The sequence below is a fragment of the Nonomuraea sediminis genome (assembly GCF_018531495.1).
GTDB lineage: Bacteria > Actinomycetota > Actinomycetes > Streptosporangiales > Streptosporangiaceae > Nonomuraea > Nonomuraea sediminis.
Map to the genome: position 1 here is coordinate 245,468 of NZ_JAHDTI010000015.1, position 11,732 is coordinate 257,199.

Annotated in this window: 12 protein-coding genes; 3 read left to right on the forward strand and 9 right to left on the reverse strand. The window is 67.4% G+C overall.

Annotation, left to right across the window (positions count from 1 at the left end; all coding sequences use genetic code 11):
• Window positions 1–232: 232 nt before the first annotated feature.
• The 3 genes from KIK09_RS46765 to KIK09_RS46770 form a co-directional block, all read right to left on the reverse strand.
• Window positions 233–775, reverse strand: coding sequence for a DinB family protein (locus tag KIK09_RS46765; RefSeq protein ID WP_214325997.1), 543 nt, complete (start codon window positions 773–775; stop codon window positions 233–235).
• 196 nt (window positions 776–971) lie between these two features.
• Complete coding sequence (locus KIK09_RS59725) at window positions 972–1,103, reverse strand: hypothetical protein (RefSeq protein ID WP_275956530.1); 132 nt, start codon at window positions 1,101–1,103, stop codon at window positions 972–974.
• 427 nt (window positions 1,104–1,530) lie between these two features.
• Entirely contained in the window at window positions 1,531–1,917 is a 387-nt protein-coding gene (locus KIK09_RS46770; RefSeq protein ID WP_214325998.1) for a hypothetical protein, read from the reverse strand.
• A 593-nt stretch (window positions 1,918–2,510) separates the two neighbouring features.
• Here KIK09_RS46770 and KIK09_RS46775 point away from each other — a divergent pair.
• On the forward strand, window positions 2,511–2,708 hold the full coding sequence (locus KIK09_RS46775) for a hypothetical protein (RefSeq protein ID WP_214325999.1): 198 nt from the start codon (window positions 2,511–2,513) through the stop codon (window positions 2,706–2,708).
• Between the two features lie 669 nt (window positions 2,709–3,377).
• Here the strand turns inward: KIK09_RS46775 and KIK09_RS46780 are convergent.
• On the reverse strand, window positions 3,378–6,707 hold the full coding sequence (locus KIK09_RS46780; RefSeq protein ID WP_214326000.1) for an ATP-binding protein: 3,330 nt from the start codon (window positions 6,705–6,707) through the stop codon (window positions 3,378–3,380).
• A 74-nt stretch (window positions 6,708–6,781) separates the two neighbouring features.
• Window positions 6,782–6,979, reverse strand: a complete 198-nt coding sequence (locus tag KIK09_RS58620; RefSeq protein ID WP_250574875.1) for a hypothetical protein — start codon at window positions 6,977–6,979, stop codon at window positions 6,782–6,784.
• Between KIK09_RS58620 and KIK09_RS60825 the strand changes: the two genes are divergently transcribed.
• Together KIK09_RS60825 and KIK09_RS46790 are read left to right on the forward strand one after the other, a co-directional pair.
• Window positions 6,963–7,220: a hypothetical protein gene (locus KIK09_RS60825; protein WP_372455788.1), complete on the forward strand. Its 258-nt coding sequence runs from the start codon at window positions 6,963–6,965 to the stop codon at window positions 7,218–7,220. The genes KIK09_RS58620 and KIK09_RS60825 overlap by 17 nt on opposite strands.
• Window positions 7,163–8,047 carry a hypothetical protein gene (locus KIK09_RS46790; protein WP_214326002.1) on the forward strand — a complete coding sequence of 295 codons (885 nt, stop codon included), beginning with the start codon at window positions 7,163–7,165 and terminating at the stop codon, window positions 8,045–8,047. Before KIK09_RS60825 ends, KIK09_RS46790 begins: the two co-directional genes overlap by 58 nt.
• A gap of 422 nt (window positions 8,048–8,469) precedes the next feature.
• Here KIK09_RS46790 and KIK09_RS46795 read toward each other — a convergent pair whose 3' ends face one another.
• The 4 genes from KIK09_RS46795 to KIK09_RS46810 all read right to left on the reverse strand — a co-directional run bounded on the left by KIK09_RS46795 (window position 8,470) and on the right by KIK09_RS46810 (window position 11,708).
• Window positions 8,470–8,607, reverse strand: coding sequence for a hypothetical protein (locus KIK09_RS46795; protein WP_214326003.1), 138 nt, complete (start codon window positions 8,605–8,607; stop codon window positions 8,470–8,472).
• 212 nt (window positions 8,608–8,819) lie between these two features.
• Entirely contained in the window at window positions 8,820–9,611 is a 792-nt protein-coding gene (locus KIK09_RS46800) for an MBL fold metallo-hydrolase (protein WP_214326004.1), read from the reverse strand.
• Window positions 9,612–10,057: 446 nt separating this feature from the next.
• Window positions 10,058–10,864, reverse strand: coding sequence for an alpha/beta hydrolase (locus KIK09_RS46805; protein WP_214326005.1), 807 nt, complete (start codon window positions 10,862–10,864; stop codon window positions 10,058–10,060).
• Window positions 10,865–10,883: 19 nt separating this feature from the next.
• Window positions 10,884–11,708 (reverse strand): alpha/beta fold hydrolase, encoded by an 825-nt coding sequence (locus KIK09_RS46810; RefSeq protein ID WP_214326006.1) that lies wholly within the window; start codon window positions 11,706–11,708, stop codon window positions 10,884–10,886.
• Window positions 11,709–11,732 lie beyond the last annotated feature (24 nt).

Sequence of the window (11,732 nt, forward strand, 5' to 3'; positions counted from 1 at the left end):
GTGTGAGGCATCCCTGAGGTCACTCAGTTTGTCACTCGGTCCCTCGATGCTCTGAGGCCTGGTTCTACGGGTGGACGGTGGCCCATCTTGTGATCGGAGAAGTACGTTCCGCTGAGTTTTGGCCCCATCTAAGGGGTTGTGGTGGGACGCTTGATGCGCTCCGGGGCCTTCTACCTGCATGTCCGAAGCTCGATCGCCGATTACCGAAAAGTCATATTCGGCGCGGTACGGCTCAGTCCTGCCAGCGGTAGAGGTCGCGCAGCAGGGAAATCTCGGCGCCGTGATGGATCAGCTCCCTGTTGACGTGCTGGACGATGACCTCCATGGGACGCCGCTCGGGACCCACCGTGGGCGGATTCTCCAGATCGGCGTCCGAGAGTTCGCGGACCCCCGCGTTCCATCTCCCGTACATCTCATCGAGCTGTTTCAGCGCCTCGTCAGCGGTCCCCGCGTAGGCGAATGTCTGGGAGTCGACGTCCTGGCCGCCGAAGTGCCATCCGACCCGATAGCCCAGGCACGAGACGATGATGTGCGCCAGCCGCCAGGCAATCGTGGTCACCGGCGCCGGCACCGGGTCAGGGGACGCGAAGTCCATCGCCCACTCCCCCGAACCTGCCGACATCGGGGCGGCCGACCTGCCACGTGGGCGGATGCTCCAGCAGCCGCGCACCGGCTCCCAGAAGTACTCCTCATCGGCAAGACCGTCCAGCCGCGGCCGCAGGTTCTTGCGCCAGTACCAGTCCAACTGCTCCGCAAGCCGCTCACTTCTTGTCACTTCCGCACACTACAGGCCACGGAGACCTGGCTGCGAGCCTCGCGGACGCCGTCGCCGGCCGTGGGCCGCGAGAACGTACCGCACCGGGAGATGACGCTGGGGCTGATGTGCCCTTCGGGCCGCGCCGTCGCGAGTACCCCGAGCGAGCGCCACGCCAGAGCCTCCGACCTGCATGTTCGAAGATGGCGAAGACTCACTATTCCAGCGTCACCCCACCGACGGTGAGGCGCCGCGCGGCGGGAACCTTGGTCCCCCTCGACGGCGACCGCAACACCCGCACCTCGCCCAGCACCTCAAGCTCGCGCCTTCCCGCCTGCCCGTCTGCCATCGACCCACCCGCAGGGTAGCGGGGCAGCCGCGGGGCTGCCTCAGGCATGCGCCCGGTGCCAGGGCCGTGATGGAGGGTAGGTGGCCCCGCGGCTGGTCTGCTAGGGCTTGCCCTGGGTCGATGGCAGACGGGCAGGCGCCTTCCACCTCAGCCACGGAAGGCGAGCGCCATTCCGCTGGCAACATGTCACTCAGAAGATCAAAAAGGCCGCTTCTGATGATCAGAAGCGGCCTTTGACCTGGGTGGGGTGTTCACGAGTTGAGATGGTCTGGCGAGATAGAACCGACCTTAAGATCGCTTCCCGACTTAAAGATGATCGTTTCCCAGTCTGATGAGCGCAGCCCTGGACTGGCTCGCAGCATCTGCGAACTTCCAAGAGATGCTCGCCTTCAAGGCGGCGCGGAGCAGGGAGAAAGCCGGTTTTCCGTCAGGCGATGATCAGCGGCTTCGGTGATTCCGGGAGAGACAGTTTTTCTCTACATGACGCAATCTTCGTCCTGGCCCACTGGTGGACTGCCATGCCGTCGTGCGCCATGCCCGCGACCCGGTGAGCAATCTGCTGAGCCTGCTCGATCCAGTCGGTGAAGGGATCTTCGTCGCAGACCCGCTCAAGTCGTTGACGAGCGACCTCAACCTGCCCCACAAGTGCGGCCGCCACGCCAGCGTTGAAATCTTCCCACAGAAAGCCGGGCCGGCTGGGACGCCCCATCAGCACGTCGGCGGTGGTGCCGAGGTCGGCAAACCGGACCCTTAGATCTTGGACACACCGCTCGGCCTGCTGAGCAAGACGGGCCGCGACAGAGGCGAACTGCACCTCATCACGGAAACCCTCCGCCGGCCGGAGGCGTTCGTCGAAGTCGAAGGCAAGATGGTCGAAGTCCTACCACAGCCACATGGCTCCCACAGTCAGCCCGCTCCCCTGACTCCAGTGCGGGGAGGGGAATTCCACGACGCCGAGCCACCAGCCGTGATCATCGATCCAGATCCGGGATCCGCCTTGCCGGCGCAGGCCGAGCGGACGCAGCCGTTCTCGGGCTGCGCCGGTGATCAGTCTGGACGCGGGAGAGGTGGTTGCCATGCTGGACATTGTCGCCAGAACCTGACCGCGGCGTTCGGATAGGGGTGTTCACGCGTACGGCTGTGCAGTTGGAAGCGCGACAGGCGGGGTTTGTCTCCGCTTCAAGGATCTTGAAGCAGCGTAGTGACTGCCAGTGTTTCGCCGTTTGCAGTGTGGAGTTGTCGGGCTGCATGGCGTGAATGCGGCGGGCGGGATACAGTTGCCGCTCCTTTCGGGAGGCGCTAATGACGTCATTCTGGGAACGCGTGGCCCAGGCCGAGACGGCCGCGCTCCAGCAGGCCGAGGAATTGCGAGCCCAACTGGCCGCGGTCTAGGCACGACTGCAGCGCTTGGCCATCACGCGCGAGACCCTGACGGAGTTCACCGACGCCCCTTGCGACAACACCGCCATGGCCGAAGACGACAGCGTGATCCTCGAGGAGGAGCCGTCGGACCAGGCCCACCTCGCCTCCGACGGTGAGGTGCCCCACCTGCCACCGCTGCGGGGGTTCCGGCAGCAGGTGGTGGCGTTGCTGGCCGCCCGATAAGCCGATGCGGGCCAGGGGAATCGTGCAGGCCATCGGCAAGCCGGACACTCGCTCCCAGGTGGAGGGCATGCGCTCACGGCCACAACGGCTGGTGAGTGATGGGTGCCTGCGTCGGGGAAGCCGACGGCCTCTACGCGATCGCTACCGGGATCAACGGCTACGCACCGGGCGGGGAGGTCGGTTGATCGCGTCTCGGCGGCACCCGAGGTTGCACGAGCGACCATTACTAACTACCTAAAGCGGCTCCTGCATTCGGGGAGGTGTCGAGCCCGGGATTTCGCCTGCCACCGCTGACGGCGGGGATGGGCGGGAAGGATCGGCGATGCCTCCACCAGGGCAAAAGCGCTGCCGACGCGAATCAGATTCCGGGCGGAGTGGGCCACAGCCGGACGGCCAGCCCGGCTCCAACTGGGCGTAGCGCCCTCGGCATAGGGATCCATGCCGAGGGCGACAACCGCGCGGTAGCTGATCATCCCAGTGGCGTACAGGCCGCCGGGGCCGGAAGGTGATCATCGGGTCATCTCCAGGGGCCTAGGGCCAGGAGCACGAACGCAGGACCGTCACCACGGGGACTAGGTTCACCCCGCGGGTGTGGGGACGGATCACGGCGACCGGGGGAAAGCAGGCGGTCTCGCGGATCACCCCCGGGGCGTTGGGGCCAGAGGCGTCTTAGCCGGGATCCGCGGGCAGGCCCAGAACATCGTCATAACCGCCGCAGGGGAGCTCGGCGAGCAAGCTCTTGGCGCGCGCTACGAAAAGGTGGGCCTCGCGCTCCCGCGAAAGGACGAGCGCTCGATGGGCGGCGCGCACGGCGGACTGGATGTCGCCGCCGGCTCGGAGCGCCTTCGCGCGGATGAGGAGAACCAAGCCCTCCGCATACCGTTCGCCGTAGGTGTCGATGAACGTCTCGGCCTTGTCCAACGCGGTCATGGCGGCCGGGATCTCGTCGGCGCAAAGCCGGACCTCGGCAAGAAGCGCGTACCAGGTGGCCAGGTTCGATCGAGGTGGGTCGACCAGCGTGGTCTCGATGATGCGCTCCATCTCTCTGGCCGACGTGACCGGGTCACCGCCGGACATGGCTGTCGCCCAGTGCCTGGCGAGCCGTGGGTAGCTGCCGGAGAACGTGAAAGTGAAGTCCGGATCAGCGTTGATAGCCGTCTCGGCCGCCCGCAGCGCCCAGGCGGAGTCTCCACCGGTGGCAGCCGCGGTGACGGCGAAGGAGCCCCAGATGCTGAGGGCATAGGGGTCGCCGCCGGCGTCGAACTCCACCAGGTCGAAAAGGTGGCGCGCGGCAACCAGATCGCCGTACAGGGCGGTGTTGAGCGCCAACATGACCGGGGTCATCATCTGGAGCCGGTGTCGCAGCGGCTCGGCGTCCCGATGGGCGTGGATGAGCGAATCGGACTGACTCAGGTTCCGATAGGCCTCACCGATGTTGCCTGAACTCCACTGGTGGACGCCCCACGCGTGATGTCCGGAAGCCTGGACGACTGGGTCGGAGGAGCGCCGACCGTGGTCCAGCAACCGGCGCGCGAGATGCCGGGCGGCGTCGAGCTGGATGCCCTGGGCATGGGCCAGAAATCGGGAGAAGAGGAAGCCGGTAGCCTCCCGTTCTCGGCCGAGCGACCGCGCGACCTCCTCGGCGCGGTCCAGATGGTCCATGGTGGCTCCGACGAAGCCGGCGTGGATGCCCGCGATGGCGGTCAGCTCGGTCAGCGCGGTCAGCTCAAGGCTGAGGAGTCCGTTGCCGCGTGCGATTCCGGCCGCGGCGTCGAGGTGCTTCTCCGCGGTCTCGTAGGCAGAGCGTCGTGCCGCGATGCGGGCCGCGACAATCAGTGCCTGCGCTGTTCGCTCCGGCTCGGCGAGCGGGCCCGCCGAACACAGGTGGTGGGCGAGTGCCTCACTATGACGCTCGGTCGGGTCCTGGGTCTGCGCGAGCGCGGACGCGATGTGCAGGTGGAAGCGGCCTGCGTCCGATCGTGACGTCGAGTGGGCCACTGACTCGCGGACGAGATCGTGCACGAACCGCCAGTCGCTCAGGGAGTCGGAGGTCACCTCAACCAGGCCGACCGCTTCAAGGGCCTCCAGACGAACGAGGCACTGCGAGGGGTCGAGGCCGGCCGCGCGCGCCAACAGGCGGGTGTCGATGTCGCGGCCCATCAGGGCCGCGATTTCGATGAGACGGCGGTCCCCGTCCTCGAGCTTGCCCGTCCGGTCGCGGACGATGTCACGTACCGCGGACGGGACGCCGGCTCGGGCTGCCACCTGGTCAGACAGGTGGTCCTCTTCGGCCAGAAATCTCGCGAGCTCGCGCACGAACAGAGGATTGCCTTCGGTGCGGGCCTGGATGCTCCGCGCGACGCCGGGACTCGGAGACCGCCCAGTCTCTTGTCGGACCAACTCGGCGACATCAGAGGGGCCAAGGGGGCCAAGGACGATGCGCCGGTGGCGGTCTTGGCGCACGACCGCCGCCAGCATGCGCCGCAGGTGTGGGCTGGGCATCGGTGCATGGCCGCGAAAGGTGCCCATCAACACGCTCCTGTCCGGGAGCGACTCGGCCAGGTGTGCGAACAGCTGCAGCGAGGCCGGATCTGCCCAGTGAAGGTCATCCACGACAACGACCACGGGCCGGTGTGCGGCGGCTGCGCCGAACAGTGCGACGACGTTGCTGTACAAACGGAATTGCGCTCCGGCATCTGGCCGTGCCATGACTTCGGCATCGCGTGCAGGATGCTGCAGCAGGTCGCCGAGTTCGGCGGTCCAACGCGCCTGGTCCTCCTCCGGCAGTGCCGCGATCAGGGCATCGACAATCTGGACCCAGGGCCACATCGACGGGGCACCTTCGCCGTCGTGGCACCGCCCCCAGAAGGTGAAAGCACCGTTCGCAGCAGCCTCGTCGGTGACTTCGGCAAGCAACCGGCTCTTGCCCACTCCTGCTGGACCCTCGACGAGGACGATCTGCGCTCGGGCGAGGGTGGCCGAGTCGATGGCATGGCGGAGGAGGGCAAGTTCTTCTTGCCGACCCACCAGACGATCGGACCGGCTGCCGGAAGGATTCCGCGATTCGCTTGTGGAGCGCGCGCCGGACGTGGATCGGGGCGCGGCTTCCGGGAGAAGGCCGGCGCCACGTGGTGCGAAGACGGCCTCGCCTTGTCGGAGAACTTGCTGGTGCGCCTCGCGGAGCGCTCGACCGGGATCGATGCCCAGCTCGTCGGCCAGCCGTACGCGCACCGTGTCGAAAACGGACAGCGCCTCCGCCTGCTGTCCTGACGCTGCCAGGGTGGTCATGAGCGCTGCCTGAATGGTCTCGTCGAGGGGCGCGATCCATGCGGCCAGGCGCAGCGGTTGCAAGATGCGCTTGGCATGACCGAGAGACACGGTGGCGTGAGCGGCCTCGACGCAGGCGTCGAGCAACTCGCGGTTGACGGAGGCGAACAGCGGTCTGGCGGTGGTGCTGATGGTCAGCCCGTCGCCCGCCGACCCTCGCCACCGTGACAGAGCCTCTTCGTATGCGCCGGCTCCCTCCTCGAAGCGCTGAGCGTCCATGGCGGCGCGGGCGAGGCCGAGGAAATGCCGGAATTCAGTCAGATCGAGTGCCACGCTGCGGTCATCGAACTGGTAGCCGCTGCTGCGGTAGTGGAGGTAGGAGCCGGGCGCCCGCGCGGGCAGGTCCGGCTCGAGCAGCCGTCGCAACGCCCCGACATATTTTTGAACGATGTTCAACGCCGACGTCGGCATCCTGTCGTCCCAGACGAGGTCGATGAGCTCAGAAGCGCTGACCGGTCGACCCACGTGCATCAGCAACAGGGCTAGCAGGTAGGTCTGCTGTCGCGGTCCGGTGTCGACCTCGACGCCATCACGCCACACCCGTAAGGGACCGAGGACCTGGACGGTCAGCGAAGCGGTGCCGCCTCCAGGACGGGCCACGGGCGCGACAGCGGGTACAACGAGCGTCGGTTCGGTTCCGCCGCTTCGTCGGGAGGGGGAGGCGTCGGCCATCGGTCTTCCTCGAACTAAGTGATGTTGAGGAAAGGCTACGCGCTGGCCAGGGCTCTCCTGATTCGGGTCGGCGATCACCTGTTCGGCGCGGTGGGCGAACAGGTCTTGCCGCGGTGAACAACAATCGGGCGGAGCAGCGGCTTGTCGCCGACGGCTATCCGGTCGTCGCCGCGCCGAACCCGCTGCCGGGGCTCTCCTCCGACGCGCAGCAGCGGGCCGATCATCCTGATCGGCCATTCGTACGGCGGAGCCGTCATCTCCGCCGCCGCCACCGGGAACCCCGAGGTGAAGGCGCTGGTCTACCTGGCGGCGTTCGTGCCGGAGACGGGGGAGCGTCCAGGAACTGATCGAGAAGTTCCCCGGCAGCACCGTGGGCGTCTCGACCCACCTACGGCTACAGCGCCACCCTCACCGTCGCCGCCCGCACCCGCACGACTGTCGGCTCCTTCCCCCACTTGGCGCTCGGCCTGGTCCTGGACACCCCACACAAGCGCATCGGCGCAGGCGCCGTGACCACCCTCAAACCGCTGGCCGACCTCGGCTTCCCGGCCGGCATCGCCGTCGTCGACCGCGCCTACACCGACCAGCAACCCGCCCACTTCGCTCATCCAGTTCGTGAGCTCGGCTACCGGCTCGCCCTCGACTACAAAGTCGACCACCGAGGGGTGCAGGGAAGTGTCCACGGCGCACTGCTCATCGACGGCCGCTTGGCCTGCCCAGAAACGCCCGACCGGCTTGCCTGCGCGACCACCGACCTGGACGACGCAGCTGTCCGCACCCCGTCGGACGAACTCACCGCGTTGATCGATGCGCGAGATCCGTACTGGCTGCGCATCAAACAGAACGCGAACGCAAGCGGTGCTGTCCGCGCTCAGTGCCCGGCAGCCGGCCCCTCCCCCTCGGTCACCTGTCCCCGCTTCGAGCGCGTCCAGCAACGCCAACCCAGCCGCTCCGTCACGGTCGATCTGGCCGACACCCGCCAGCGGGCAGCCCATCAGGCGGCCAAACCCCGCATCCGGCCACCAGCCCCTGACGCCACGATCGGTGAACTGCCGAAGATCTGCAGCCAGCAGAGCGTCACGGTCCACCCCGGCGATCTCGGTCACCTCGACAAGTTCCGCCAGGACCTGCCCTACCTCAGCCCTGCCTGGCGAGGAACGTATTCGACCGCCAGAGCCATAACCGAAGGGCTGAACGGCAGACTGAAGGGCCACGACCTCTCACGGACGCGTCGCTCAATCCATCTTGGTCGCGCTGACAGTCGCCGTCGCCAACGACCACTTCCTCGACCAGTGGCGCCTGACTCAGCAGCCCCCAGACAAAGCCATCGGCTCCGCTGACATCCCCGAGACCCCGGCGACCAGCCAATCGCCGCTCACAGATGGCCAGAGCAGGCCACCACCTGAGCGCTAAGCCACGCCTCACATCACCGCGTCGCAGCGTCCAGCCCGGCGTCGGCTCCGGCATGCCCGACGACGTGATCGCAGTCCTCCACCAGCGGCCCGACACCACCCGGCCTCTCCCGGACGCTCACCCCGCGGTTCACAACAGGACGAACCCGATTCGGAATCCCCTGAAACGACAAGATCCCGCCTGATCGCGATGATCAGACGGGAACTCGTCAATCCAAAGTGGGCCGTCTCAAGAACGGCCCTGGGTGGGGTGTTCACGAGTCAGTCTGAACTGCTACGGAAGCAAGGCTCTGAAGATCGCTTCCCGGATCTAGATTGATCGTTTCCCGGGTCGGGACTGTTTGGACGGCTCAGCGGGGTTTGGTGAGTGACCATAGGGATAGCGCCATGAGCAGAGCGGTCAGCCCGCCGCAGATCAGCACGGTGGAGACCGAGAAGGCGTCGACGATGCGGCCGCCGAGGAACGCGCCGAGGGCGTTCTGACCCAAGCCTCGATCACCTATCTGACCACGATCCTGATCCAGGTTGTCATGCGCGACCGTCGCGGCCTGTTGGCTCTGTTCTGGGTATTAGGTGGTGGTGGTTGTCATGGCTACTTCCGCCCCTTCTCGGTAATGCGGGGATCGTCTTTGATCGTCGTTGCGACGCCGCGAGAAGAGCGACCAGATGGTCATCCACTTCCGCGCGGCGGTGCCGCGATCTATAGCTGCACTTGTTCTGCCGACCCGGGGGGCAGCCAGTGGAACAAGCTGCTGATCTGCTTCGGCGCCCGCCGCAGGTCCCGCTCGATGCCGTCGCGGTCCTGTCGGAAGTGCTGCCATCCCTCGTAGTGCACCGGCAGGATCGTGCGCGGGATGATGGCCTCGCACAGCCGTACGGCCTGCCTGGCGGTCATGGTGTAGCGCAGTGGCCCCGTGAGGGGGAAACCGACGCCGCCCAGATGCAGCAGGATGGTGCCCGGCCGGATCTCGGCAGCGGCTCGACGGAGTGCGCGATGGTAGACGGTGTCGCCGGTGATCCAGAGAGGTCCGTGCTCCTGGCCGGGCCAGGTGAGCGAGAAGCCGATGACCTCGCCCACGATCGGCCCGCTCAGCGGGGGCCCGTGCCGACAGGGCGTGGCGGTGATGTCGATGGATGGGCGGCCGGGCGCCTCCAGCCGGGTCGCCTGCCCCGCCTGCAACCCGTGGGCCGGGAACGGCAGGGACCGGGCACCGGAGGAGGTCGTCACGATCGCAGCGGCGGCCGGCAGCAGGGCGCGTCCCGCGTCGTCGAGGTTGTCGCCGTGGTGGACATGCGAGAGCAGGATGGCGTCGATGGGCGGCAGGCTCTCGAGTGGTACAGCGGGGCCGGTGAGCTTGCATGAGGAGGTTCCCCAGCCGAAGGGGTAAGTGTGGCCGGGGGGATCGAAGGTCGGGTCGGTAAGCAGCCGCCAGCCGTCGAACTCGATGAGGACGGTGGGACCGCCGATGTGGGTGAACTGCACCTTCGTCATGGGATCAGCGCCGGTGGTCGTTGGCCGCAGCGATGGGGGCGGATTCCAGCGCCACCACCTGCGCGGCGGCGTTCATGTCCAGGAGGCACCGCCGTCGGTCTCCCGCCCGGGTGGGATGTTGTGTACCAAGCCGGGCCAGGGTGCCTGTTCGGGGAGTGAGGATGAGGCCTTGGCCGGGCACCAGGACCATGGCCTCGTCGGGTACGTGTACGCGCGTCATACGGATGTCGCCCTTTCGATGGGTGCTCGCAGGCGGCGGCGCTCCTCGGGGGTGAGACCGCCCCATATGCCGTCCGCTTCGCCGGTGGCCCGCACCCACGCCTGACGGTGCGGGCGGCGCAGATCCTCTTGACGGCCGCGGCCTGCTCCCAAGCCGGCCCGGAGATTCAGTTCGATCATGTTGGCCCCGGGTCAGGGCGGCTCCCGGAAGGGAGCCGCCCATCTCGTCAGGAGTGGTCCAGGGCCCAGGCGAGGGCGTAGTCGGCCACGGCCTCCCAGCCGAGCGCGCCGCAGGTCCAATGGTCTCGTCCCGCGAACTCGTGGTACGCCGTCAGCGCGGGAGACTTGTGGTAGTGCTTGGCGTTCGACCTGTTCACTGACGGCGGCATGATGTGGTCTTTCTCACCGGCGATGAACAGCAGCGGAGCGCGGTCGGCGGAGTAGTCCACCCAGGTGTCCTGGTGGCCGGGTTTGAAGTTGGCGAACAGCCCGTATTCCCATACCCAGTAGCCGGGGGCCGCGATGGCGTAGCGCTCCCACACCCTGCGCGACTCTTCCTCCGTCAGGGTGTTGGTGAAGGCGTAGTGGAACTCCTCCGGCGTGAACCCGACTGCCTTGTGCCGGTTGGCCGGGTTCTTCAGCGCCGGGAACAGCGACCTGGCCTGCGAGATCGGGTTGACCCGTACGCCCTCGGTGGGCGCGGAGTCGATGACGACTCCGGCGGCGCCGAGCCCGCAGGCCAGCAATAGCTGGGTGAGCGTGCCGCCGAAGGAGTGGCCCATGATGATCGGCGGGGTGGGGATGGCCTCGATGACCGCGGCCAGGTGGTCGAGGGTCGCCGAGATGGTCAGATTGGCGATGGCCTCAGGGTTCTCGCGCAGTTCCTCGACTTCGATCTCGAAACCCGGGTAGGCGGGGGTGAGTACGTTCAGACCCTTGGCCTCATAGTGCTTGACCCACTCCTCCCAGCTGCGCGGGGTGACCCACAGGCCGTGCACGAGGACCACGGTGTCGGGGCGGATTCTGTCGTTCATGTGAAGCTCCTTCACCAGGTCAGGCGCCGATGAAGGCGAGCAGGTCGGCGTGCAGGCGGTCTCGGTCGGTGTCTGGCAGGGCGTGTCCGCTCCCTTCGTAGACCTTCAGGACGGCGCCGTCGATCAGTGCGGCCGACCGTTTCCCGCCGACCTCGAACGGGACGATCTGGTCGTCGTCGCCGTGGATGACCAGGACCGGCCTGTCGATCTTGGCGAGGTCTGACCGGAAGTCGGTGGCGGAGAAGGCCGCGATGCACTCGTAGGCGGCCCGGTGCCCGCAGGCCATGCTCTGCAGCCAGAACGCGTCCCGGAACCCCTGCGGCACATCCTGCTTGCGGTTGTGGCCGAAGAACGGGCCGTCGGCCAGATCGCGGTACAGCTGGGAGCGGTTGGTGGCCTCTCCGGCACGGATGGCGTCGAAGGTCTCGATGGGAAGCCCGTCGGGATTGTCGTCGGTGCGGACCATCAGCGGCGGTACCGCTCCGACCAGGACCGCCCTGGCGACGCGGGCGCTGCCGTGCCGTCCCAGATAGCGCACGACCTCGCCGCCGCCGGTGGAGTGCCCGACCAGGGTGAGGTCACGCAAGTCCAGGTGGTTGATCAGGCAAGCCAGGTCGTCGGCGTAGGTGTCCATCTCGTTGCCATGCCAGGTCTGCGAGGAGCGGCCGTGTCCACGCCGGTCGTGGGCGATGGCGCGATGGCCGTGTTCGGCCAGGAACAGGGCAGCGGCCTCCCAGGCGTCGGCGTTGAGCGGCCAGCCGTGGCTGAACAGCACCGGTGTTCCGCCGCTGCCCCAGTCCTTGTAGAAGATCTGCGCTCCGTCGTCGGCGGTGACGTAAGGCAAGGTGGGTCTCCCTCGGCTCGATGG